The sequence below is a fragment of the Methylobacterium sp. CB376 genome (assembly GCF_029714205.1).
In the GTDB taxonomy this organism is placed as follows: Bacteria; Pseudomonadota; Alphaproteobacteria; order Rhizobiales; family Beijerinckiaceae; genus Methylobacterium.
This window is the reverse complement of the sequence record NZ_CP121648.1, coordinates 941,845-964,111: the sequence shown is the minus strand read 5'-3', so window position 1 is coordinate 964,111 and position 22,267 is coordinate 941,845. Positions and strand designations below refer to the sequence as shown.

Here is a 22,267-nt window from a genome sequence, read left to right as displayed (position 1 = left end):
GTGAGCGAGCCCGTGCGCCTCACCCGGCGCATCGCCGGGCAGATCGCCATCCTGGTCGTCGCCGCCATCGTGGTCACGCACGTGGTGCTGATGGTGGCCTTCCTGCTGATGCGGCCCGAGCTGCGGCGGCTGGAGGAGCATCCGGGGGCGCTGGCGAACCGCCTCGCCCTGGTGGTGCGGATGCTCGCCGCGGCGAGCCCGGGCGAGCGGCCCGCCATCGCGCAGGCGGCCGGCCGCGGCCCGACCGGCCTGCGCCTGGCCGTGCTGCCGGACGAGGCCGCCCCGGCGCGGACGCACGACAGCACCGAGGCCGAGGAATTGCAGCGCGCCCTCGGGGAGGCGTGGCGGGTCGAGAGCGTCGGGCGCATCGCCCCCGGGGACGACCGCCCGCGCCAGCTCGTGATCCGCGGCCGCGGCCTCGTGGCCGCGGCCGACCTGCCGCCCCGCTACGAGCGGCGCACGCCGCTCACCGGGGCGATCATCGCCACCCTGGTCTTCCTGGCGCTCAGCCTCACCCTGCTGTCGGTCTGGGCCGCGCGGGCGCTCGCCGCCCCGCTCCAGCGCCTCGCCGGCGCCGCGGAGGCCTTCGGGACCGACATGGACCTCGCGCCCCTGCCGCAGGCGGGTCCCGAGGAGGTGCTGGCGGTGTCGCGGGCCCTCGACCGCATGCGCGCCCGGGTCAAGCGCCTGGTCGACGACCGCACCCACATGCTGGCGGCGATCAGCCACGACCTGCGCACGCCGATCACCCGGCTGCGCCTGCGCGCCGAGTTCCTGGAGGACGAGACCCTGCGGGCGCAGTTCCTGCGCGACCTCGACCAGATGAACGCGCTGGTGGAGGCGGCGCTCTCCTTCGTGCGCGACGGGCGCAGCCGGGAGGGGCTCGCCCTCGTCGACCTCGCCTCGGTGGTGCAGACGGTCTGCGACGGCTTCGCGGATGTGGGCCAGGAGGTGCGGGCGGAGGGGCTCCGGCCGAGCCTGGTCAAGGGCGCCCCCGACGAATTGCAGCGGGCGCTCACGAACCTCGTCGACAACGCGGTGAAGTACGGCGGCGGGGCGACCGTGCGCCTCGTCCCGGCGGGGCCGCAGGCCGTGGCCGTGGAGGTGCTGGACGAGGGGCCGGGCATCCCGGAGGAGGAGCAGGCCGCGATGCTGGAGCCCTTCGTGCGCGGCGACCGGGCGCGCACCCTCAACGAGGCCGGCGGCTTCGGCCTCGGCCTGGCGATCGCGCACGCGATCGCGCAATCCCACGGCGGGCGCCTGACCCTCGCCAATCGCAGCCCGCGGGGCCTCGCCGCGCGCCTGGAACTCCCCCGCGCCGCGGCCGGCGTGCCCCGGCAGGCGCCGGCGCAGGCGGCCTGATTCCGGCTCCCCCCGCGAGGCTTGTCGTGTCCGGGCGGGCCCGCGACGGCGGCTACCGGGCGAGTTCGCGCAGGCCGAGGCGGATCAGCGTCTTGGCCTCCGCCTCGGCCCCCGCGCTCTGGAGGGCCGCCGCGACGGCGGCCGAGGCCTGGGCCTGCGGGTAGCCGAGATTGACGAGGGCGGAGATCGCGTCCGCCACCGGCTGGGGCGCGGTGCGCGCCTCGACCGCGCCCGCGAGGCGCACGAGCGCCGGATCGACCGGGGCGAAGGCCGGCGCCTTGTCCTTCAATTCGGCGACCAGGCGGGCGGCGAGCCGCGGCCCGACGCCCGGGGCGCGGGCGACCGCGCCCTTGTCGCCGGTGGCGATGGCGGTGGCGAGCTCGGCCGGCTCCAGCACCGAGAGCAGGCCGAGCGCCACCCGGGTGCCGACCCCCTGCACGGTCTGGAGCAGGCGGAACCATTCCCGCTCCGCGTCCGACCGGAAGCCGTAGAGCCGGATCATGTCCTCGCGGACCACCGTCTCGATGGCGAGGTCCGTCGCCTCGCCGGCCGGCGGCAGCCGCTGCAGCGTGCGCGCCGAGCAATGTACCTCGTAGCCGACGCCGTGCACGTCGAGGATCACGAAATCCTCGCCGTAGGAATCGACCACACCCTTCAGCTTGCCGATCATGGGGTTCCGTTGGGGGCGGCCCGTCCTTGAGCCGCCGGCCTGTTCGTGGGATGGGATCCGGGCCATATCGGCGACCCCGCCCGAACCCACAAGGTGACCGCATGAAGCGTGCGACCGTGCTCGCCTGCCTCCTCGTCGCGCTCGCGCTGCCGGCGGCGGCCGAGGAGGCCGTCGCGCCGCCCTCCGCCGACCCGACCCAGGTGCGGGCGGGGCACTACCGGCTCGACGCCGCCCACGGCAAGATCACGTGGTCGCTGAGCCATCTCGGCTACTCGACCTATTACGGCCAGATCACCGACGTGGCCGGGGATCTCAGCCTCGACCCGAAGGCGCCCGCCCAGAGCCGGCTCAGCGTGCGGGTCGCGACCGCGAGCGTGAACGCGCTTCACGAGGCGCTGAACGCCCACCTGCGCGGGCCGGACTTCTTCGACGCGGAGCGGTTCCCGACCGCCACCTTCGAGAGCCGGGCCGTGGAGCCGACCGGCCCCACCACCGCGCGGGTGACGGGCGACCTCACCCTGCGGGGCACGACGAAGCCCATCGTCCTCGACGTGACCTTCAACCAAGCCGGCATCCACCCGGTCGACAAGACCTACACGGTGGGGTTCGACGGGCGGGCGGTGCTCCGCCGCTCCGAATTCGGCATGACGGCCTTCCTTCCGGCCCTCGGCGACGAGGTGAGCCTGCGGCTCGAAGGGAGTTCAAGGCGGCGCCGTGAGCGGGGCGGCGGCGTCGCTCCCGAGGAGCCGGTCGCTCTCGTCCTTGAGGGCCACGCCGGTGAGCCCGCGCCGGAACGCCTCGCCGAGGAGCCAGTGCAGCTTGAAGGCGGCGAGGTCCGGCCTCAGGCCGGCGGCGCGGACATTCGAGAGGCAGTTGCGCTCCGCATCGGTGCGGCCGGGGCGGGGATCGAGGGTGAGGTAGATCCCGAGACTGTCCGGGGAGGAGAGGCCGGGCCGCTCGCCGATCAGCACCGCGACGGCCCTGGCCCTGAGCGCCGCGCCGACCGCGTCGCCGAGCGCGACCCGGGCCTGCTCGGCCAGCACGATCGGCGCGAGGCTCCAGCCCGAGCCGGCGATGGCCGGGGCGAGGGCGGCGAGGAGCGGCACCGCCCCCTCGTGCACCGCCCGGGCCGAGAGCCCGTCCGCCACCACGATCGCGAGGTCGACCGGATCCCCGGCCGCGGCGGCGAGCCGCGCGAGGCCCTCCGGGTCGGGCTGTCGCCCGAGATCCGGCCGGCGCAGGTAGGTGGCGCGGTCGGGCGCCCGCGAGGCGATCGCCAGCACCGGCAGCCCCAGCCCCTCGATCCCGGCGCGCAGGGCCGCCGCGTCGAGGGGCGCGTGGACCGCGTCGCGCGCCTGCGCGTGGGCGAGCGCGAAGGCGAGCACCTCCCGGGTCGGCAGGCCGGAACCGGCGCGGCCGAGCCCGATCCGGGCGGGGGTGAGGGCCTTGAGCCGGCCCCAGGCCTCCTCCGGGGTCAGGGCCTCCTCCGCGGTCAGGGCCTCCTCCGCGGTCAGGGCCTCCTCCGGGGGCTTGGCCTGCGCGGGGCGCACGGTCTCGTCGGCGCTCACGCGGCGAGCCCCGGGGCGGCGGCGAGGAGCGGCCTGGCGCCCCCGGGCAGGAGCGCCCCGGCCGCGTCCGTCAGCCCGATCCGCGCGAGCCAGGCGGCGAATTCCGGCGCCCGCTTCAGGCCGAGCACCTCGCGCAGGTAGAGCTGGTCGTGGAACGACGTCGATTGGTAGTTCAGCATCACGTCGTCGGCCCCCGGCACGCCCATGACGTAGCTCACGCCCGCCGCGCCGAGCAGGGTCAGGAGCGTGTCCATGTCGTCCTGGTCGGCCTCGGCGTGGTTCGTGTAGCAGACGTCGCAGCCGAGCGGCACGCCCATCAGCTTGCCGCAGAAGTGATCCTCCAGCCCGGCCCGGATGATCTCCTTGCCGTCGTAGAGGTATTCGGGCCCGATGAAGCCCACCACCGTGTTGACGAGGAGCGGCCGGAAGGCGCGCGCCACCGCGTAGGCCCGCGCCTCCAGGGTCTGCTGGTCGATGCCGTGATGGGCGTCGGCCGAGAGGGCGGAGCCCTGGCCGGTCTCGAAATACATCACGTCCTCGCCGAGCGTGCCCCGCTTGAGCGAGAGCGCCGCCTCCCGTGCCTCGGCAAGCAGCGGCAGGGTGACGCCGAAGGAGGCATTCGCCGCCTGCGTGCCGGCGATCGACTGGAAGACGAGGTCGACCGGCACGCCCCGCCGAATCGCCTCCAGGGTCGTGGTGACGTGGGTGAGCACGCAGCCCTGGGTCGGGATCTCCAGGCGGGCGATGAGGTCGTCGAGGAGGTGGAGCAGGCGGCTGATCGCCTGCACCGAATCCGAGACCGGGTTGATGCCGATCACCGCGTCGCCGCAGCCATAGGCGAGCCCGTCGAGGATCGCCGCGGTGATGCCGGCCGGATCGTCGCCCGGGTGGTTGGGCTGGAGGCGCACCGCCATGGTGCCGGGCAGGCCGATCGTGTTGCGGAAGCGCGTGACCACCCGGCACTTGCGGGCGACCAGGATCAGGTCCTGGTTGCGCATGATCTTCGACACCGCCGCGGCGATCTCCGGCGTGATGCCGGGGGCGATCCGCGCCAGCGCGGCCGCGTCCGCCGTGAGCAGGAACTCGCGGAAATCCCCGACGGTCAGGTGGGCGATCGCCGCGAAGGCCGCCGCGTCGTGGCTGTCGAGGATGAGGCGCGTGACGTCGTCCGCCTCGTAGGGGATCAGCGGGCGGTTCATCAGGTCGGCGAGCGGCACCTCGGCGAGGCACCAGCGGGCCGCCACGCTCTCCTCGGCGCTCCCCGCCGCGAGGCCGGCGAGGCGGTCGCCGGAGCGGATCGGGCTCGCCTTCGCCATCAGCTCGGCGAGGTCGGCGAACAGCCAGGTCCGAGGGCCGACGACGTGGCGATAGACCATCCGGGATCTCCTCCTGCCGAACCCCACCTTACCGCAAAGGGCCGCGCCCGCGAGGTGCCGGGGCGGTTCACTGGGCGCGGGTAAGATGGGGTTATCTGCCCCTCGCCGAGGCGCCCGGCCGTGCTACCTAAGCAATTGATGCGCCGCGGAACGGCTCTTGCATCGCAGCGCAGGTCAGCCTGTGTGAAGGCGAAGGGCCGCCGCTCCGGGCTTCCATGGCAGCGCGAATTGGGGGATGGCCGTGCACCGCTACTTCTTCGACCTGGAAGCCGAGGGTTTCGACGCCCGGGACGATGTCGGGGTCGTCCTGGCGGACGTGCGGGCGGCGCATGCCGAGGCGATGCTGGCCCTGCGCTCCTGCGCGAGCGGCCCGCTCCCCTGCGGGCAGGCCGCCGACCTCGCCCTGAAGGTGCGCGACGAGACCGGCCAGACCGTGATGCGCCTCGCCCTCGGCAGCATCGCGCGGGCCGAGGCGGCGAACGCGCGGGGCCTGCTGTCCTGATCCTGCGCGCCTGAGCGCGCGCGAAGCGGCGCCGCAGCGATGCGGCGCCGCTTCGCGTATCGGAAGGGGTGCGCTCCTCGGGGGAGCGCTGCTTGAGTCCGCTACTTGGCGTCCGCGACCTTGTCCCGGATCACGTAGGTGCCGGTCTTCTCGCCCACGCTCTGGGCGACGCCCTCGGCGAGGGGCGAGAGGCGGCTCGCCTGGATGTCGAAGCTGCCCGACAGGCCCGTGAACTTGCCGGTGCCGCCGATCCACTCGCCGGTCCCCTTCAGCCGCGCGCTCATCGGCTGCGGCGCGAAGGCGTAGCGCTCGTAGACGTGGTCGCCGTCGGCATCGACGTAGTCGCAGTAGCCCTGGTTCTCGAACGTCTTGGCATCGCTGTCGAACATCGCGCTGCTGCTGCAGCGCCCGGCCATGTTGTGGAGGAGCTTGCCGCCGGATTGGTTCACCGCCGCCATGATGCTCACGCCGACCGCGTGGCTGCGGGTCGGCCCGAGCTGGACCGGCTTGCCCGGGACCGGGTTGGTGGAGGTGTAGGTGATGCGGAAGCTCGCTTCCCGGGGCAGGTCCTCGGCGCCGGCCGGGGCGGCGAGGGCGGTCGCGAGCAGCGCGAGCGGAGCGAGGCGGATCAGGCGCATCGGGTGTCCTCTCCTGTGGGTGCCGGCCGGATCCGCGCCCGTCGCGAGCGCGGTCCCGCCGCCGGTTCGCCTGATCGGGCCGCGCCCGCGACGAACTCTCGTTGCAACCCTCAGATGACGCCGCATCCATCCCCGGCTGTCATCATCCAGATGAGGTAGAGGCCAAATTCCTCACAAGTCGTGAGGCGTCCCGGCGGCTCGGAGAGACTTGTCGACGGGCCGCCTCCCGCGGTCAGATCAGCGGCTTGCCGCCCGTGACGGCGACCGTGGCGCCCGAGACGTAGCTCGCCTCCTCGGCCGCCAGCATGACGTAGATCGGCGCGAGCTCGCAGGGCTGGGCCGGCCGCTGCATCGGCACCTGCTTGCCGAACTGCTCGAACTTCTCCCTGGGCATCGTCGAGGGAATCAGCGGCGTCCAGACCGGGCCGGGGGCGACGCAATTCACCCGGATGTTCCTCTCGGCCAGGAGCTGGGCCAGGCCGCCGGTGAAGTTCTGGATCGCGCCCTTGGTCGTCGCGTAGGCGAGGAGCTGCGGGCTCGGCGTGTCGGCGTTGATCGAGGTCGTGTTCACGATCGCGCTGCCCGGCCGCATGTGGGGAAGGGCCGCCTTCACGAGGTAGAACATCGCGTGGATGTTGGTGCGGAAGGTGACGTCCCATTCCTCGTCGCTGAGGTCCTCGACCGATTGCACGGTCGCCTGATGGGCGGCGTTGTTGACGAGCACGTCGACCCGGCCGAAGGCCGCCACCGCCTTCTCGACGATCGCCCGGCAATGGGCCGGGTCCTTGATGTCGCCCGGCACCAGCACCGCCTTGCGGCCGGCCTCCTCGACGAGCCGCGCCGCCTCGCGGGCGTCGTCGTGCTCGTCGTAGTAGCTGATCAGCACGTCGGCGCCCTCGCGGGCGAAGGCGAGGGCCACGGCCTTGCCGATCCCGCTATCCGCCCCGGTGATGATGGCCTTGCGGTCCGCCAGCCGGCCCGAGCCGCGATAGTGGCCCTCGCCGTAATCGGGCCTCGGATCCATCTCGGCGTCGCGGCCGGGCATCGGGATCGGCTTCTGGCGGCTGAAGGGCGGCTTCGGGAAATCGATCATTGCGGGGTCAGCTCCTGACGCGACGCGGGAGGGCCCGCGGCGGGCGGGCCGCGGCCGGGGATGCAGGCTTCAGAACCGCCCGCCGGAATTCGGCCGGCAGCGGCCGTCGGCGATCTTGAAGTTCGGCGGGTCGCAGGGCACGAGGTCGGCCTCGCACCATTTCTGGCAGACGCGCGGACCCGTGCGGGGCGGGTAGTAGCCCCAGCCGGGTTCCCCCCGCAGGCTGCCGGTGACGGCGGGGCCGTCCTCGTCGAAGAAGGGCCCCGACGGCTGCGCGAGCGCCGCACCGGCCGCGAGCAGGAGGGGGGCGAGCACAAGGCCGACCGCGCGGGCGCGCATGGCGGAATCTCCTCGGTCCGGAATCGGGGTCCCCGCCGGGATCGCCGCGGGGATGCTGCCGGACCAACGGACCGGGGCCGGCGCTGTTCCGCAGGGGCGCCCGGGCCGGCGCGGGCCGGAGCCCGGGCTCTGCCGCGTCGGCGTCGACCGGTGGCCCGGCCCCTCCCGAGAGGCGGAGCCCCTTTCGATGTCCGGCGCGGCCATTTCGCCGGAATTCAAGGATTTCCACGAGATCGAGGGCCTGCTTGGCATCCGTCCAATTTGGCATTCGTCCAATTTGGCCTGCGTCCACCAGAATGGCAGGCCATGAGGCCGGACCGTGATGGCGCTCACGCCCTTCCTCATGCTGAGGTGCGTCGGCGCGTGAGGCTCAGCGGAACAGGATCAGCGCCTTTCCCAGGGTGATCCAGACCCCCCAGGCGTTCGGCAGCCCGACCGCGAGCCAGGCCAGGGCGGCGGGCGGGGCGAAGCCCTCCGGCATCCAGCCGTGCGGCGGCACCCGGTAGCCGAAGGCGCCCGCCGTCATGATGAGCAGGTAGCCCGCGCCCATGATCGCGAGCGTCTGCCAGACCCCGGCCTCGCCCGGGCCCTTGAAGCGGGTGATGAGCAGGTCGGCGAGGGGCGAGCCGATCATCGCCCCGCCCCCGAACCCCATGATCGCCATGCCGGTCGCCATGCCGCGCCGGTCGGGGAACCACTTCACCAGGGTCGAGACCGGCGAGATGTAGCCGAGGCCGAGGCCGATCCCGCCGATGACGCCCATGCCGAGCCAGATCAGCCAGAGCTGGTGCAGAGCGACCCCGAGCGCGCCGATCAGGAAGCCGCCGCCCCAGCACAGGGCCGCGACGAGCCCCGCCTTGCGCGGGCCCGCCCGCTCCAGCCAGCCCCCGAACAGGGCCGCCGAGAGGCCGAGCATCACGATGCCGATCGAGAACACCACCACGAGGTCGCTGACGCGCCAGTCGCAGGTGGTGGTGACGAGGGCGCCGAGCAGGCTCATCTCCGGGCAGGCCGCCGGGGCCGGCCGGTGCTCAGCGCCCGCGACAGCGGCAGCCAGAACACCGACAGCCCGTAGGACATGCCGATGCAGAGGTGGATCGCGAGCGCCGCCGGCGGCACGAGCCAGCGGTTGAATCCCGCCCGCGCGACGATGGCCTCCCGCGACGGCGGGCCCGGCGCCGCGCCCGGGCGCGGCGACTCGGCAAGCTCGGCATCCATCAGGTCGTCTCCCCTCCTTCGCGCCGGATCTTTGCCCGGCCTGTGCCCGTCGCGCGCTCGCCCCGCCCGGGGGCAGTCCTCAGCCCCTGCCCGGGGACGCCGCCGCGGCGGCCGCGCGGCCGGCCGCGGTGAGGCGCAAATCCTGGCTGTCCGCCCGGTAATCCACGAGGCCGCGCGCCATTAAATTGGGTACCAGGAGACCGGTGCCGTCGTCGAGGAGGCGCTGGCGCTTCAGGTCCGCGAGGCCGACCCAGCCCTCCGCCCGCGCGAGGTGGCGCAGCAGCCGCCGCTCGGACGCGATCACGACCGGCCTCCCGGGCCCGCGCGACTCCGGCTCACGGCAGCGGCAGCGGGCGCGCGAGGAGCGTGTCCGGTCGCGCGTCCCCGAGCTCCGCGAGCCCCTGGTCCCGGAGCAGGGCGAGGGCCGCCGAGAGCCGCAGGATCGTCAGGTTCAGGAGGTCCGCCGCGAGGCCGGCCGGCAGGGCGACCGGACCGCCCTGCGCGCCCTCGCGGGCGCCCTCCTCGCCCGCGAGGGCGCAGAGCAGGATGTAGAGCTTGAGCGCGTCGAGATGGCCGCTCCGGCGGCAGGAGAGGGCGCGCAGGCCCCGGATCTCGGCCGCCGGGTTGGCCCGATAGGCGGGATCGTGGCGGATGCGGGCGGCCCTATGGTCCGGCCCGTAGCGCGTCAGGGCGAGGCGGGTCCGCCGGCCCTCGGCCTCGACGCGCACGAGGCCGTAATCCGCGAGGAGGCGCTTGCCCGAGACGATCAGCGATTGCGTGAGCCCCGCCAGAGCGGCGAGCTGCGCGCAGGAGAGCAGGGCCGAGCCGTCCTCCTCCGCGGTCACGGCCAGGGCGAGGAGGAGCTTGAGCGCCGCCGCCGAGCGGCCGACCCGCGCCCCGTCCCCCCGGAACAGGCGAAGGCCCCCGTCGAGCACCCAGCCGCAGGGCAGCCGCGAGGAGTCCCGCCCCGCCTCCGCCGGGGCCCCGCCATACGAAATCGCCCGGATCTGGCCACCCCGCCGCGATGCTGCGAAGGATGACGGCCCGGGCGCCGCGGCCTGATCGAGCGAGGGAGGGATCGCGTTTGACACCGGCATCACGGTCCGCAGCGCCGCCCGTCGCCGGGCGCATCGGCAGTATACCACCGTTCTGGCGGTCTCAATATGCATGACGCTTCCGAAGGCCCGGCGCTGACGGTGACGCTCGCCCTCGGGGGCATGATCCGGCTCGGGACCCGCGCGATGGCGGTCGCGGATGCGGCCGCGCTGCTCGACGCGATCGCGCGCAGCGGCTCCGTGCAGGGCCTCGCGGCGGAGCTCGGCCTGTCCTACCGGGCCGCCTGGGACCGGCTGCGCGCGCTCGAGGCCGGGTTCGGGCATTCCCTGGTGCAGAAGACGCGGGGGCACGGCTCCGTCCTGACCCCCGCCGGTTCGGCCCTGCGGGACGCCCTGGCGGCCGCCGCCGCGGGCGTGGAGCCGGCGCTCGCCCGCGAGTCCCGCGTCCTGGATCTGCGCCTGCGCGACCTGATCGGCGGTGGCCCGCGCCCGCTGCGGATCGCGGCGAGCCACGACCCGCTGCTGATGGCGGTACTGCGGGACCTCCGGGCCGGCGAGGTGGAGGTGGTGGGCAGCGAGGAGGCGGCGGCGCGCGTCGCGGACGGGCGGGCGGACGTGGCCGGCTTCCATTGCGGCCCGCTCGCCCCGGCCGAGGCCGGTCCGCCCTTCGCGGCGCTGGCGGCCGATCCGGGCCTCGTGCTCCTCCGGCTCATGGAGCGGGAGCAGGGGCTGCTGCTCGCGCCCGGCAACCCGCTCGGCATCCGGAGGGTGGCCGACCTCGCCGCCGAGGGCGTGCGCGTCGTCTACCGCCAGAAGGGGTCGGGGACCCGGCGCTGGTTCGACCGCCTGCTCGCCGAACACGGAATCCCGCCCGACCGCCTGGCGGGCTGCGCGGTCGAGGAGTTCACGCATCAGGCCGTGGCGGCGGTGATCGCGTCGGGCGCGGCGGATGCGGGCCTCGGGGCGCGGGCCGCGGCCGAGCGCTTCGGTCTCACCTTCCTGTCCGTGGGGTGGGAGATCTACTACCTCGCCGCGAGCCCCTCGCTGCGCGGGAGCATCCTCGACCGGGTCGCGGCCGAGGCGGCCGCCCGCGCCGCGACCACGCCCGGCTACCGGCCGCCCGACTGAAGGGGGGACCATCCTTTCGCGTTCCGGCCGCTCACGGCGCCGGAATCCCGGCCCGTGGACGCGGGCGCGGGCCTGTCCGGCCTGGATCCTCCTCGACGAACGCGCGAGCACCACCGCCGTCGGCCGCACTGCCGCGATCGCCATCGATCGTTCTGCTCCCGCTGCACACCGGACGCGGGCCTGGGCGCCGGGACCGCCGGGCAGGGCGGTGCCGGATCAGGCTTCCATCCGGCGGATCCCGGATCATCCGACATCCGATCGATGGCCTCGCCATCTCCCATGTCGGCCATGCGGATGGCGGCGTCGCTCAGGCGCCGCGCGGGCGCGTCATCCGCGTTCCGGACGTGATCGTCCGGACAGCGTATCATACCACCGGTCATTGAAAGTGACCGGTGGTGCTGCTCTCGAATTTTCGCCAAGCATTTGGCTTGAAATCGAAAATTCGAGTTGGATCAACGGCTCGATGCGTCAGCATCCTGAGCCGTTGGCATCAGGAGCGCGAGGCCGCCTTCGGGGGCGGCTCCTCCGCGAGCTCCCGCAGGAGTTCGGGCACGCGCTCCCACGGCTCCGTGCCGTGCGCCATGGCGTACAGGTCCGAGCCCCGCTCCGCCGCGGTCACCGCCCGGATGTCGTCCCAGCGGCGCAGGAAGGCCTCCACGCAGGCCGGATCGAAATGGCTGCCGGCGAGTTCCCGGATGCGCTCCCGAGCCTCCTCGAAGCGCATCGCCTCCTTGTAGGGCCGCTCCGAGGTGAGCGCGTCGAACACGTCCGCCACCGCCACGATGCGCGCCGAGAGCGGGATCGCCTCGCCGGCCCAGCCGTTCGGGTAACCGCTGCCGTCCCATTTCTCGTGATGGGCCTCGGCGATCTCCGCCGCGAGCCGGATCAGCGCGCCCGACGAGTCGCCCAGGATGCGCTTGCCGATCACCGTGTGGTCGCGGATCACCGCGAACTCGTTCTCGTCGAGGCGGCCCTTCTTGAGCAGGATCCCGTCCGGCACCGCGACCTTGCCGACGTCGTGGAGCGGGGCGGCGAGGTAGAGCTGCCGGCAGAATTCCGGGTCGAGCCCCATCTCGGCGGCCATGATCTGGCTGTAGCGCGCCACCCGCAGGGTGTGGCCGCCGGTGTCGTTGTCGCGATACTCGACGGCGAGCGCGAGCCGGAAGATGATCTCCGCCTCGCGCTCGCGCGTGTGGCGCAGCGCCCGCTCGACCTCGCCCGCCAGCCAGGTCGCCCGGTCCTCCAGCCGCCGCACCGCGGAGGCGAGCCGGATGAAGTTGCGCAGGCGCACCGTGAACTCGACGCCGCGGGTGCGCTTGGCGAGGAAGTCGGTGGCGCCCGCCTCCAGCGCCGCCTGCTTGATCTCATCCGTCACGTCGCTGGTGATCATCACGATCGGGACCTGCGCGTAATGCGGGATCTCCCGCACCTTCCGGATGAAGCAGATCCCGTCCATCCCCGGCATGTGGTAGTCGACGAGCATGAGGTCGAAGGCGCGGATCCGCGCCTCGGTCAGGGCCTTGCGCGCGTCCGCCATCGCTCTGACGCTGAGGTCCGGGTAGGCGGAGAAGTGGCGGCGCAGCGCCAGCTGCATCGCGGCGCTGTCATCGACGAGAAGGACGTCCATTCCTTCCAGCTCGCTCTCTGAGGGGCTCCGGCCCGTGCATCCGGTCCGCTCTCAGCGAATCTTCTCGGTGCGCGGGAGACGGAGCCCGATTCTGGCTGCCGAAATCCTTACGTCATCGTCTTAAGGATGGTTGAATGACCGTGAGTAATGAATGGGCAGCCCAAGGTCCTCGGCCCCGCGGACGCGCCCCTGTGAACGGGCGCGCGTCGGCGGTTGCGGGCCGTGGATTTTCGGTCAAGCTCGGTCGCGAGCGGGGGCGATCCATGCGCGGCGCGACGATCCTGGTTCTCCTGACGATGACCGCCACGGCGGGGCAGGCCGCCGAGGATCCCTACGGGCCGGCAGATCCCCTGTCGGCCGCCCCGATCTTCCGCCGCTGCGCCGCACCGAAGCTGCCCGAGTACCAGAAGGGCGCCTGCCTCGACGACGCCGCCAAGGCGCTGCGGGCGCGGATGAAGGAGGAGGTGGCGCGCAAGCTCGCCGCGATCGACGCCGTGGGGCGCCGCGCCCCGAGCCCCGGCAGCCTCGCGGGAGCGGCCGATGCCGAGGCGTGGCGCAAGGCCTTCCTGGCCGCGCAGGCCGCCTTCGAGGAGTACGACCGGCTGCACTGCGACGCCCTGTACGATTTCGACCTTCACGGCGGCTCGAATGCCGGGCAGGCCGCCTCGGCCTGCAAGATCCGGCACCTCGTGGCGCGGATCAACGAGATCAGGACCTGACGGCCCGCGCCGGTGCGGGAGCGCACCGGCATGCGCGGGGAATGCGCGTAGCCTGTGGGTGTTGCCGCCGGGGCTGAGGCGAGGGGAGAGGTCCCCTCCGGCCGCCCGCGCGGCGAGCTCAGCGCCAAGAGGCTTGCCATGCGCCTGTTCACCACGCTCGCCATCGCGTTCCTGCTCGCCCTCGGCGGCTTCGTGCCCCCGATCGCCCCGGCTCCGGCCCAGGCCGGCGTGCAGTGCAAGGGCGGCTGCTGAGGAGGGGCGGCTGCTGAGGAAGGGCGAGGCCCGCCGCGCCCCGCCGTCGGAGCACTCGAGAGGAGATGCCCATGTTGCGATCGTCCGAACACCCGTCCCGCGGCCCGTGCCGGGCCGCCTTCCTCTCCGCGCTGACGCTCCTGTGCACCGTGGCGGGAGCCCGGGCGCAGGCGGTGACGGAGGAGCAGATCCTGGCGGCGCTGTCGCCCCGGCCCCTGACCCGCGGCCTGACCCTCGGGGTGCGCGGCGACGCGGGCAGCGAGGGCCGCGCCTTCCTGGACACGCTGCGCAACCGGACCGGACTCTCGGACACGGAGCGCGAGCGCCTCGCCGCCGCCGCCGCCGACCGTCCGAGCATCGACCTCGACGTGCCCTTCGCCTACAACTCGGCCCAGATCGGCCCGAAGGCGCTGCCGGTGGTGAAGGTGCTGGGGGCCACGCTGTCCCGGCCGCAGATGTCCGGCAGCGTCATCCTGATCGTCGGCCACACCGACGCCAACGGCTCCGACCACGGCAACCAGGTGCTCTCGGAGCGCCGGGCGGAGGCGGTCAAGCAGTACATCGTGCACAATTACGGGGTGCCGGCGGCGAACCTCGTGGCGGTGGGCTACGGCAAGCGCCACCTCAAGGACGCGGCCCGCCCGACCGCGCCCGAGAACCGCCGCGTCACCGCCGTCAACATGTCGGCGGTCAAGTCGGCCTCGCGGGAGTGATCCGCTGTCCGGACGATCACGTCCGAACAGCGGGTGACAGGCCCGCGCGGCGCGTGAGCGAAGCCGACATCCGCATTGCGGAGCAATCCGTCGGATGTCGGATGCCAAGCCCGCCTTGAGGCTGCCACGCGGCCGTGGCCACCAGGCGCGCGGTCCCCGCGGGGCCGCGCGTCGCGCGAGGTCCATGATGGTCGTCCGGCCCCGTCCAGGCCTGATCCAGGTTCTGTTCACGCTGCAGGGCTCGATCCTGCCGAAGGTGATCCGGCAGGTGGCCGGCATCACGGCGGCCGCCTTCCTGGTGGTGGCGGTCGAGCGGCACTGGCCGCAATCCTTCCCGGGGCCGGAGGGGATCGGTCCCTTCACGCTGGTGGGCCTCGCCCTCTCGATCTTCCTGAGCTTCCGCAACAATTCCTGCTACGACCGCTGGTGGGAGGCCCGCAAGCAATGGGGCGCCCTGATCGCCGAGACGCGCGACCTCGTCCGGCTGATCGGCGTCCTGCTGCAGGATCCGGCCGAGGCCGCGACCCGGCGGGCGTGCCTGCGGCGGGTCGCGGGCTTCGCCCACGCCCTGCACGCGAGGCTGCGCAGCGCCGACGAGGCGGCGGCGGCCCGGCCCTGGCTGCCGGACGGCGAGCGCCTGGAGGGCCGGGCGAGCCCGACCGACGCGGTGCTCGGGGCGCTCGCGGCCGACCTCGCCGGGGCCCTGCGCCGGGGCGCCCTCAGCGACATCCTGTTCGCGCAGATGCAGGGGCGCGTCGCCGCCCTGTCGCAGATCCACACCGCCTGCGAGCGCATCCAGTCGACGCCGCTGCCCTTCGCCTACACGCTCCTGCTCTACCGCACGGCCTGGATCTACTGCCTGCTCCTGCCCTTCGGGCTCGCGGCCTCGCTCGGCTGGGCGACGCCCGCCGTGGCCGCCCTGGTGGCCTACACGTTCTTCGGCCTCGACGTGCTCGGCGACGAGCTGGAGGAGCCGTTCGGCCTGGAGCCGAACGACCTGCCCCTCGACGCGATGCTGCGCGGGATCGAGCGCATCGTGTGCGACGCGCTCGGCGAGCCCCTGCCGCCCGTCCTGCGGCCCGAGGGCGGCGTGCTGCGCTGACGCCGGCGTCCGACACCGCGCCCCGCGGTCGCCTTCGCGCCGGCGCGCCCCACTTCGCCTGATGTCCGGCCGCGGAGCCGGGCGAGAGAGCCGGAGCGCGCCGCGATGATCCCGATGCTGGACCCTCAGACCCTCACCGTCTTCGTCACCGGCGCGACCGCCGGGTTCGGCGCCGCCCTCTGCCGGCGCTTCGCGGAGGCGGGGGCGCGGGTGATCGGCTCCGGCCGCCGCCGCGACCGGCTCGACGCGCTCAGGGCCGAACTCGGCGAGCGGCTGCACGTGCTCGAACTCGACGTCACGGACCGCGCCGCGGTCCTCGCCGCGGTCGAGTCCCTGCCGGCCGGGTTCGACGCGCCGAACGTCTGCATCGCCAATGCGGGCCTCGCCCTCGGCCTCGCGCCCGCCCAGGAGGCCGACCTCGACGATTGGGACCGGATGATCGCCACCAACGTCAACGGCCTCGCCTACACGGTCCGCGCGCTCCTGCCCGGCATGGTGGCGCGGGACGAGGGGCACGTGGTGCTGCTGGGCTCGGTGGCGGGCGACTACCCCTATCCGGGCGGCAACGTCTACGGCGCCACCAAGGCCTTCGTGAAGCAATTCGCCCTCAATCTGCGGGCCGATCTCCTCGGCAGCAACGTGCGGGTGACCAACATCGAGCCGGGCATGGCCGAGACCGAGTTCTCGCTGGTGCGCTTCCAGGGCGACGCCGCCAAGGCGGCCAAGACCTACGAGGGCGTGGCGGCGATGTCGGCCGAGGACATCGCCGAGACGATCTTCTGGTCCTGCACCCTGCCGCGCCACCTCAACATCAACCGGATGCAGATGATGCCGGTGATGCAGGCCTTCTCGCCCTTCGCGGTGAAGCGGGGCTGAGGGGCGGGCGCCGCCTCCCGGCGGGCCCGCGGGGCCGTCAGGCCCGCCGCCGCCAAACGGCCCTCAGGCGGCGCCCGCCGAGCACGACGCCGCTCGTCGCCACGATCAGGCCGAGCCCGCAGAGCGCCGCGATCACGCCCCGGCGGAGCGGGGGGTGGCGCAGCAGCGGCCCGACATCGAGCGTGTGCAGGGCGTCGAAGAGCCAGCGCTGCGCCCGGCCGCTCCGGTCGAGCCGCCCCAGGATCTCGCCGGTCGCCGGGTCCGCGTGGATCCAGGTCTCCGCGGGATCGTCGAGAACGAGGCGCAGCACCGGCAGGCGCGGCGCCCCGCCGCGGTCGGACCAGTAGGCGTCGGGCGCCGCGACCCGCTCCACGGCCGCGAGGCCGGCCCCCGGCACGAGGTGGCGCGCCGCCGCCCGGATCGCCTCCTCGCTCACGGCGGTGCCGCAGCAGGGCCGCACGCCGGCCGGGCCGGCCGCGAGGATCCGGGGCGCCCCGCCGAGGAAGCCGAAGCGCAGCTCGACCGTGCCGGGCGGCGCGGCGGCGAGCGCCTCGCGGGCGATCGGGAAACCCGCCGCCGGGCCGGCGTAGCGCGCGAGCGCCGCCGCGTCGGGCATGCGGGGGCCGAACCAGCGGTTCGGGTTCACCGACAGCCAGCCGCTGAGCAGGAAGCTCGTGAGCGCGAGCCCGCCCGCCACGCCCGCGAGGTGGTGCCACGCCCGCCAGCCGCCATAGGGCGTGGGCCGGCCGCGGCGCAGGCGCAGGAGGCCGATCGCCCAGCCGCTCGCCATCGCGGCGAGCGCGAGCCCCGACACCCACAGCACCGCCCCCCGCCAGAGGGCGGCCCGCGCCCGCAGGGGCGTGAGATAGAGCCAGTGCGGCACCGCCCCGAGCCAGTTCCAGACCCGCTCGCGGCGGGTCGTGTCGAGGGCGAGTTCCCCGGTCGCCTCGGAGAGGTAGAGCTCGGTCCCGGCCGCGTCCCCGAGGGCGACGCGCCGGAAGGGCCGCAGGGCGTCGTAGCGCGCCGTCACGGTCCATTGGTCGCGCCGGACGCGCCCGAGATCGCGCACCGCGCCGGCCGCCGGGTGGCGGCGGGCGAGGGCGAGGGCGGCCTCGGCGGTGAGCGGCGCCACCGGCTCGCCGGTGACGGCGGAGAGCGCCCGGATGCTCCCGTCCGGCAGGCCCAGCCGGTAGACCGGGACCGCGCCCCGCATGGTCAGGGTGACGCGCTCCGGGAAGGCGGTCAGCCCCGCGCGCGCCAGCGCCTCCTGCGGCCCGAGCCGCACCGCCTCGACGGCGAGGGGCGGCAGGGCCGCGAGCCGCTCGGCCTCGGTCAGGGCCGGGAAGCCGACGAAGAGCATCACCGGCCCCGACAGGAGCCACGTCGCCACGAACAGCCCGGCCGCGATGCCGAGCCAGCGATGGCCGAGATGGAGCCAGCGCGTCAGGCGCTTGCGCGGGGCCACGTCAGAACGTCACCCGGTAGGCGAGTTCGACCGCGCGCGGCGGGCCGAGCAGCCAGGAATTCGCGTTGCCCGAGACGGCGTAGATCCGGTCGGTGAGGTTGGTGGCGCGCAGGGACAGGCGGGAATCCGGCGTCACCTGCCAGTCGAGGCCCGCATGGAGGAGGGCGTAGCCGGGCCGCCGCACCGCGTTGGCGAAGTCGCCGAACACCGGCCCGACCGCGTTGAGGCCGAGCCGCGCGGTCCAGCCCGGCGCGAAGGCGTGGGCGATCCAGAGATTGGCCACGCGCTCGGGCACGTCGACCGGCACGTTGCCGGCGAAGGAGGTGACGCGCCCGCCCGCCGCCTGGGCGAAGCGGTCGTAGCGGGCCTGGAGCAGCGCGAGGTTTGCGTCGATGCGCCAGCGCTCGTCGAGGGCGAAGGACAGGGCCACCTCCATCCCCCGCGAGGATTGCCGGCCGACCTGCCGCGAGAGGGTCGGGCGGTCGGGATCGGGGACCAGCAGGTTGTCCTTGGTGATCGCGTAGGCGGCGAGGGTCCACTCGCCCCGGCCCTCGGCGAACAGGCCCTCGGTGAACAGCCCTTTGGCGCCGGCCTCGACCTGCTCGCCCGTCGCCAGGGTGAATTGCGACTGCGCGACGCTGGTGGTCAGCAGGCTCCCGAGCGGATCGGCCGCGGTCGCGTAGTGCGCGTAGAGGGCGAGGCCGGGCACCGGATCGTAGACGACGCCGATCCGGGTCCCGAGGGAGTCGAACGTCCTCGTGAAGGCGGCGGCGGCGAGCGGGCGCGCCACCGCGACGGTGGGGGAATCGAAGCGCAGGCCGGTGACCAGGGCGAGCTGCGGCGAGACTTCGAGACGGCTCTCGGCGAAGACCGCGGCTTGGTTCAGGCGCGAGACGATGTCCCGGCGCGTGCCCGCGAGATTGAGGAAGGCGCCGGGCACCGGGCGCAGGAGGTCGACCGTGCTCTCGCCGCCGAAGGGCGTGTTGCTGTCGCGGTCGAAGGCGACGCGGTTCACCTCGAAGCCGACCGCGACCGCGTGGGGCAGGCCGAACAGGCTGCCGCGCAGGGTCGCGTCGAGGCGGGCCCCGACCTGCTCCTGGTGGTGGAGGATCTCGATGTAGTCGGAGCGGACGACCCGCCCGGTCGCCGGATCGTAGCGGTACTGCTCGACGTCGCGCCAGTGCCGCTCGGCGGAGAGCCGGTAGGCGGTGCTGCGGACCGCGAAATCCGGGCGCGGCGTCCACTCGGCCTTGACCTGCGTCCAGCTGTCGAGCCAGGCGATGCGCGAATCCTGGACGTTGTAGTTGACGAAGCGGATCCGCGCCGGGACGCGGCCGCCGATCAGCGGCGAGCCCCAGGAGCGGCTGGGCTCGCTGGCGCCGAGATCCTGCGAGAGCGTGACGCTGAGGTCGGGCGCGACCCGCCGCGTCAGCGAGGCCGAGAGCGCGAGATTGCGCAGATCCCCGTCCGGGCGGACGAAGCCGTCGGAGCGGTTGCCGCTGAGCGCGAGCCGGTAGGCGGCCGCCTCGCCGAGAGGCCCGCCCGAATCGAGCGCGAGCCGCGCGGTGCCGTCCGGGCCGAGGGCGGCCCGGGCCTCGCCGAGGGGCGCGAGGACCGGGCGCTTGGGCACCACGTTGATGACGCCGCCGATCGCGCCCTCTCCGTAGAGCACCGAGGCGGGGCCGCGCAGCACCTCGATCCGCTCCGCCGACCACGGATCGAACGGGAACGTGACGGTGCCGGCCCCGACATAGAGCCGCGTGCCGTCGTGGAGCTGCTGCACCGAGCCCGCGCCGGCGAAGCCCCGGCTGGCGAAGGACAGGTTGCCGTTGCCGGGCGCGGCCAGGCTGGTGATGCCGGTGGCGTTCTGCGTGACCGCGTCCGCGACGCTGGTCTGGCCCCGCGCCCGGATCGTCTCGCCCGCGACGACGTCGAGGCTCGCGGGCACCTGCAGGGGCGTCAGGTCGAGCCGGCTGCCCGTGCGGGCCGGCGCCGTGAGGGACAGGCCGGACTCGCCCGGGCGCCGGCCGGCGACCTCGATCGCGTCGAGGGGGATCTCCTCGGCCCCGGCCGGGGCCGCGAGGAGGAGGGCGAGGACGGAGCGGGCGGTGGCGCGGGGCACGATCATGGCGGTGTCCGGGATGGCGTCGGACCCGTCCGTCACCATGGCTGCGGCTTTCGTAAGTTTTAACGTTACATTTGCTCCTTCAAGCACGGCCCGCCCCGGGCCGCTCGGGCGCCGTGGCGGGGGATGGCTCGGAGGGAGGGGCGCAGGCAAGGCGGGGCGGGCGACGATGTGGCACGTCACCGCGAACGACGCCGCGCGGCCGCCTCGCGCCCGCTCCGGCACCCGCCAGGACACCCCGCCCGGCGTGTTCGCGTGTGACCACGGTCGACGGCAGGTCTCCTGGCTCGCGGGTCGCCGCCCCCCATCGTCTTCCCGGGCATGACCCCAGTGACGTGGTGATGGAGGGCTCGCCGCTCACAGTTGCGGGGGCAGCCGCGGATTCGGGCGCGAGCCCTCACCGCGTTCCCTGTTAGGCCCCGGAGGGCACCGTCGAGCGATAGGCTAGGCTCCGGCCACGCCCGGCGCAAGGAGGCGACGGTGGCCGGCCCGGGCCGCGGATCCCCGCCTCAAGGCGGTGCGACGGCCGCCGAGGGCGGCCGCCATCCCCGCGGCGCGCGGGCCATCGATCTTGCCGGGGCGGTCCGGCGGGCACTTCCCGCACGACCGGGGCGGGATGCCCGGGATCACTCGACTCATCGGCGCCGCGCGCCGGCTCGGCGGCCCCTCGTGTCGTACCTCGCCGTCAATCCGCCCTCACGATCCTGGCTCGTGCTAGATGGTATTGCTTATCCGCCGTACATCCTGTAAGGTAAGTAGAAGTTGAAGAGATTCGTCATCTTCGCTCGCTTGACTAGAGGGTGACGAAAAATGACAAAATAAACGCCTGTGATGCAAATTTTTATTAAATAATGTGACTATAAAAGATAGATACATGATCGTCATTATGTAATAAATACCACTTATTCGATCTCTCTGAAAGTATGAAGCGGATTGCAAAAGCATTGATACAACAAATATGGCGGTGAATGCTGACTGTTTCTGCCGAGGACACGCACGTTATGCTCCATTGTGGCAGACGGAGACCTTTCAGTGCTGGTCTTTTGTGGGATTTATCACGAATAAATCCAAGACAATGGCGATCGGAGACATGGGCGGGGTGAGTGCGGGTTCCGGTCCGGACGTCCGCCAGAGGGGTGCAGATGATGACGGGAGTTGGTTTCACAAATCTCGGCAGCAGAAATCCAATCGAAATCGGCAAGTCTGCCTATGAAAGATCGTTCGGCGTCAAATTTTTTGAGGAACATGAGATCTCCGAGGACGGAATATACGATTACAACACGAGAGTTTTGCCGTCCAATCTCTCGTGCGGGTTGCGCACCGACCTTGAAGGGCAGAGGATCGCCGTCGTCGGCAACGGAAGGGTCGATGCGAGCGGCGCCGAGATCGATGCCCATGATCAGGTCATCCGCATCACCGGGATGAGACACTGGCGAAGGGACCCTGACGGTGATGGGGTCAGGACCACCTTGTGGGCGGGCCTGCCGGCTCACGTGGTCGCCCGCGACGAGGCGGGCGCCGTGCATGCTAACGGCGCGTTCGCGTCGCTGGTCCGCGACGGCGTCGCCTTCTGGGCGGTGTCGCCCTTCCACGTCACCTGTGTGCCTATCTTTGGCTGAGGCGCGCCGGACGGCTGCAGGATCTCCTGGTCGCGCCATCCTCGACGACGGTGTTCGACGGGATGCACGCCTACCTCTCCGCCGAAGAGATGTCCGTCCTGTTCTCGATGCCGGTCGGCCCGCGAGATCTGACGGGGCTGACGGATTTCGAACTGCTCCTCACCGGGACGCGTCTCGTTCTTCTGCTGGAAGCCTGCAACGTCGCGCAGATCAGCCTGTACGGCGTCGATCTGTTTCGGTCGGAGCCCGACAGCATCTGGTTCGGTCACGATCCGGCGACCGATCTCAAGGTGCTTCGTGGCGTCATGAGAAGATTTTCTGCGTCGGGCAAAGTCTTTCATTGGCCGAACGAACGTGATGCTGCCGATGATGCGAAAACAGCATCCGGTCACGTTGTGATCGAATCCTGATCGAGATTGATGGTTTCGCCGTGTTTTCTGAACCGAACCGGCAAGCATGTCGGCAGCGCACCGTGATGCGGCGTGCGCTCTCGGTCGCCTTGCATCGTCCCGTGGCTGCCCGCGTGCCGGGCCGCTGGATCGGTCGCCCGCCGCGGCCTTGATCCGGATCAAGGCCGCGGCGGGCGAAACGCCCGAGGCTGGCGCAGCCGGTGCCGCTTCCGGCCCGCTCCGCCCGCGAGGAACGCCGATGAACGCCCACGCCATGACCCTGCCCGCCGCCGCGCTCCGTCCCGCGGGAGCTCGGGCGGCCGATCTCGCCAGCATGACGGCGCTCGGCCTCGCCATCGTCGGATCCCTGGCGACCGAGATCCTGGTCCGGCTGGTGGTCTGAGGCCGCGGCGCACCCGTCACCCGCGCAG

At 73.1% G+C, this 22,267-nt stretch carries 21 protein-coding genes, 2 pseudogenes and 1 riboswitch; of the genes and pseudogenes, 11 read left to right on the top strand and 12 right to left on the bottom strand.

Features of this window, described 5'->3' with window-relative positions; all coding sequences use genetic code 11:
* A complete protein-coding gene (locus QA634_RS04260) occupies positions 1–1,362 on the top strand; it encodes an ATP-binding protein (RefSeq protein ID WP_012330820.1) in 1,362 nt (453 codons plus the stop codon).
* 52 nt (positions 1,363–1,414) lie between these two features.
* Here the strand turns inward: QA634_RS04260 and ruvA are convergent, their stop codons facing one another.
* Entirely contained in the window at positions 1,415–2,032 is a 618-nt protein-coding gene (gene ruvA, locus QA634_RS04255) for a Holliday junction branch migration protein RuvA (RefSeq protein WP_012330819.1), read from the bottom strand.
* Between the two features lie 101 nt (positions 2,033–2,133).
* On the opposite strand from ruvA, the pseudogene QA634_RS04250 reads away from it, so the two are divergent.
* Positions 2,134–2,750 (top strand): annotated as a pseudogene (locus tag QA634_RS04250) (YceI family protein).
* Here QA634_RS04250 and eutC read toward each other — a convergent pair.
* Together eutC and QA634_RS04240 are read right to left on the bottom strand one after the other, a co-directional pair.
* Positions 2,734–3,546 carry an ethanolamine ammonia-lyase subunit EutC gene (gene eutC, locus QA634_RS04245; RefSeq protein WP_210161186.1) on the bottom strand — a complete coding sequence of 271 codons (813 nt, stop codon included), beginning with the start codon at positions 3,544–3,546 and terminating at the stop codon, positions 2,734–2,736. The pseudogene QA634_RS04250 and the gene eutC overlap by 17 nt on opposite strands.
* A 50-nt stretch (positions 3,547–3,596) precedes the next feature.
* The gene (locus QA634_RS04240) at positions 3,597–4,976 is read right to left on the bottom strand and encodes an ethanolamine ammonia-lyase subunit EutB (RefSeq protein ID WP_012330817.1); all 1,380 of its coding nucleotides are present in this window, start codon (positions 4,974–4,976) and stop codon (positions 3,597–3,599) included.
* 235 nt (positions 4,977–5,211) lie between these two features.
* Between QA634_RS04240 and QA634_RS04235 the strand changes: the two genes are divergently transcribed.
* The gene (locus tag QA634_RS04235) at positions 5,212–5,478 is read left to right on the top strand and encodes a DUF6894 family protein (protein ID WP_012330816.1); all 267 of its coding nucleotides are present in this window, start codon (positions 5,212–5,214) and stop codon (positions 5,476–5,478) included.
* Between the two features lie 101 nt (positions 5,479–5,579).
* Here the strand turns inward: QA634_RS04235 and QA634_RS04230 are convergent, their stop codons facing one another.
* From QA634_RS04230 to QA634_RS04205, 6 genes and pseudogenes are all read right to left on the bottom strand, one after another.
* A complete protein-coding gene (locus tag QA634_RS04230; protein WP_012330815.1) occupies positions 5,580–6,116 on the bottom strand; it encodes a hypothetical protein in 537 nt (178 codons plus the stop codon).
* A gap of 232 nt (positions 6,117–6,348) precedes the next feature.
* Positions 6,349–7,209, bottom strand: a complete 861-nt coding sequence (locus QA634_RS04225) for a glucose 1-dehydrogenase (protein WP_012330814.1) — start codon at positions 7,207–7,209, stop codon at positions 6,349–6,351.
* A 69-nt stretch (positions 7,210–7,278) separates the two neighbouring features.
* Positions 7,279–7,548 (bottom strand): hypothetical protein, encoded by a 270-nt coding sequence (locus tag QA634_RS04220; protein ID WP_012330813.1) that lies wholly within the window; start codon positions 7,546–7,548, stop codon positions 7,279–7,281.
* A 397-nt stretch (positions 7,549–7,945) separates the two neighbouring features.
* Positions 7,946–8,766 (bottom strand): annotated as a pseudogene (locus tag QA634_RS04215) (MFS transporter); the annotation flags it as partial.
* Between the two features lie 79 nt (positions 8,767–8,845).
* Positions 8,846–9,070, bottom strand: a complete 225-nt coding sequence (locus QA634_RS04210; RefSeq protein WP_012330812.1) for a hypothetical protein — start codon at positions 9,068–9,070, stop codon at positions 8,846–8,848.
* Positions 9,071–9,101: 31 nt separating this feature from the next.
* A complete protein-coding gene (locus QA634_RS04205; protein ID WP_012330811.1) occupies positions 9,102–9,863 on the bottom strand; it encodes a hypothetical protein in 762 nt (253 codons plus the stop codon).
* 66 nt (positions 9,864–9,929) lie between these two features.
* Between QA634_RS04205 and QA634_RS04200 the strand changes: the two genes are divergently transcribed.
* Complete coding sequence (locus QA634_RS04200; RefSeq protein WP_012330810.1) at positions 9,930–10,949, top strand: substrate-binding domain-containing protein; 1,020 nt, start codon at positions 9,930–9,932, stop codon at positions 10,947–10,949.
* A gap of 490 nt (positions 10,950–11,439) precedes the next feature.
* Here QA634_RS04200 and QA634_RS04195 read toward each other — a convergent pair whose 3' ends face one another.
* Positions 11,440–12,576, bottom strand: coding sequence for an HD-GYP domain-containing protein (locus QA634_RS04195; RefSeq protein WP_012330809.1), 1,137 nt, complete (start codon positions 12,574–12,576; stop codon positions 11,440–11,442).
* A gap of 263 nt (positions 12,577–12,839) precedes the next feature.
* Here QA634_RS04195 and QA634_RS04190 point away from each other — a divergent pair, with 263 nt between their 5' ends.
* The 4 genes from QA634_RS04190 (at position 12,840) to QA634_RS04175 (ending at position 16,238) form a co-directional block, all read left to right on the top strand.
* The gene (locus QA634_RS04190) at positions 12,840–13,295 is read left to right on the top strand and encodes a lysozyme inhibitor LprI family protein (RefSeq protein WP_012330808.1); all 456 of its coding nucleotides are present in this window, start codon (positions 12,840–12,842) and stop codon (positions 13,293–13,295) included.
* A gap of 323 nt (positions 13,296–13,618) precedes the next feature.
* Positions 13,619–14,260: an OmpA family protein gene (locus tag QA634_RS04185; RefSeq protein WP_012330806.1), complete on the top strand. Its 642-nt coding sequence runs from the start codon at positions 13,619–13,621 to the stop codon at positions 14,258–14,260.
* A 187-nt stretch (positions 14,261–14,447) separates the two neighbouring features.
* Positions 14,448–15,362 carry a bestrophin family protein gene (locus QA634_RS04180; RefSeq protein ID WP_012330805.1) on the top strand — a complete coding sequence of 305 codons (915 nt, stop codon included), beginning with the start codon at positions 14,448–14,450 and terminating at the stop codon, positions 15,360–15,362.
* A 105-nt stretch (positions 15,363–15,467) separates the two neighbouring features.
* Complete coding sequence (locus QA634_RS04175) at positions 15,468–16,238, top strand: SDR family NAD(P)-dependent oxidoreductase (RefSeq protein ID WP_012330804.1); 771 nt, start codon at positions 15,468–15,470, stop codon at positions 16,236–16,238.
* Positions 16,239–16,275: 37 nt separating this feature from the next.
* Here QA634_RS04175 and QA634_RS04170 read toward each other — a convergent pair whose 3' ends face one another.
* On the bottom strand, positions 16,276–17,703 hold the full coding sequence (locus QA634_RS04170) for a peptidase (RefSeq protein WP_012330803.1): 1,428 nt from the start codon (positions 17,701–17,703) through the stop codon (positions 16,276–16,278).
* Between the two features lies 1 nt (position 17,704).
* Positions 17,705–19,870: a TonB-dependent receptor gene (locus QA634_RS04165; protein ID WP_012330802.1), complete on the bottom strand. Its 2,166-nt coding sequence runs from the start codon at positions 19,868–19,870 to the stop codon at positions 17,705–17,707.
* 213 nt (positions 19,871–20,083) lie between these two features.
* A riboswitch (cobalamin riboswitch) is annotated at positions 20,084–20,277 on the bottom strand.
* A gap of 693 nt (positions 20,278–20,970) precedes the next feature.
* On the opposite strand from QA634_RS04165, the gene QA634_RS04160 reads away from it, so the two are divergent.
* The 3 genes from QA634_RS04160 (at position 20,971) to QA634_RS04150 (ending at position 22,239) form a co-directional block, all read left to right on the top strand.
* Positions 20,971–21,447 carry a hypothetical protein gene (locus tag QA634_RS04160; protein WP_012330801.1) on the top strand — a complete coding sequence of 159 codons (477 nt, stop codon included), beginning with the start codon at positions 20,971–20,973 and terminating at the stop codon, positions 21,445–21,447.
* Between the two features lie 62 nt (positions 21,448–21,509).
* A complete protein-coding gene (locus QA634_RS04155; protein ID WP_012330800.1) occupies positions 21,510–21,857 on the top strand; it encodes a hypothetical protein in 348 nt (115 codons plus the stop codon).
* Between the two features lie 238 nt (positions 21,858–22,095).
* Complete coding sequence (locus tag QA634_RS04150) at positions 22,096–22,239, top strand: hypothetical protein (protein WP_012330799.1); 144 nt, start codon at positions 22,096–22,098, stop codon at positions 22,237–22,239.
* Positions 22,240–22,267 lie beyond the last annotated feature (28 nt).

Coding starts and splice junctions, on each gene's coding strand:
- QA634_RS04195 (WP_012330809.1), bottom strand. CDS start 12,576: ATGGACGTCCTTCTCGTCGATGACAGCGCCGCGATGCAGCTGGCGCTG.
- QA634_RS04200 (WP_012330810.1), top strand. CDS start 9,930: ATGCATGACGCTTCCGAAGGCCCGGCGCTGACGGTGACGCTCGCCCTC.
- QA634_RS04150 (WP_012330799.1), top strand. CDS start 22,096: ATGAACGCCCACGCCATGACCCTGCCCGCCGCCGCGCTCCGTCCCGCG.
- QA634_RS04225 (WP_012330814.1), bottom strand. CDS start 7,209: ATGATCGATTTCCCGAAGCCGCCCTTCAGCCGCCAGAAGCCGATCCCG.
- QA634_RS04175 (WP_012330804.1), top strand. CDS start 15,468: ATGATCCCGATGCTGGACCCTCAGACCCTCACCGTCTTCGTCACCGGC.
- QA634_RS04220 (WP_012330813.1), bottom strand. CDS start 7,548: ATGCGCGCCCGCGCGGTCGGCCTTGTGCTCGCCCCCCTCCTGCTCGCG.
- QA634_RS04180 (WP_012330805.1), top strand. CDS start 14,448: ATGGTCGTCCGGCCCCGTCCAGGCCTGATCCAGGTTCTGTTCACGCTG.
- QA634_RS04155 (WP_012330800.1), top strand. CDS start 21,510: ATGCACGCCTACCTCTCCGCCGAAGAGATGTCCGTCCTGTTCTCGATG.
- QA634_RS04240 (WP_012330817.1), bottom strand. CDS start 4,976: ATGGTCTATCGCCACGTCGTCGGCCCTCGGACCTGGCTGTTCGCCGAC.
- QA634_RS04190 (WP_012330808.1), top strand. CDS start 12,840: ATGCGCGGCGCGACGATCCTGGTTCTCCTGACGATGACCGCCACGGCG.
- QA634_RS04235 (WP_012330816.1), top strand. CDS start 5,212: ATGGCCGTGCACCGCTACTTCTTCGACCTGGAAGCCGAGGGTTTCGAC.
- QA634_RS04185 (WP_012330806.1), top strand. CDS start 13,619: ATGTTGCGATCGTCCGAACACCCGTCCCGCGGCCCGTGCCGGGCCGCC.
- ruvA (WP_012330819.1), bottom strand. CDS start 2,032: ATGATCGGCAAGCTGAAGGGTGTGGTCGATTCCTACGGCGAGGATTTC.
- QA634_RS04230 (WP_012330815.1), bottom strand. CDS start 6,116: ATGCGCCTGATCCGCCTCGCTCCGCTCGCGCTGCTCGCGACCGCCCTC.
- QA634_RS04165 (WP_012330802.1), bottom strand. CDS start 19,870: ATGGTGACGGACGGGTCCGACGCCATCCCGGACACCGCCATGATCGTG.
- QA634_RS04160 (WP_012330801.1), top strand. CDS start 20,971: ATGATGACGGGAGTTGGTTTCACAAATCTCGGCAGCAGAAATCCAATC.
- QA634_RS04205 (WP_012330811.1), bottom strand. CDS start 9,863: ATGCCGGTGTCAAACGCGATCCCTCCCTCGCTCGATCAGGCCGCGGCG.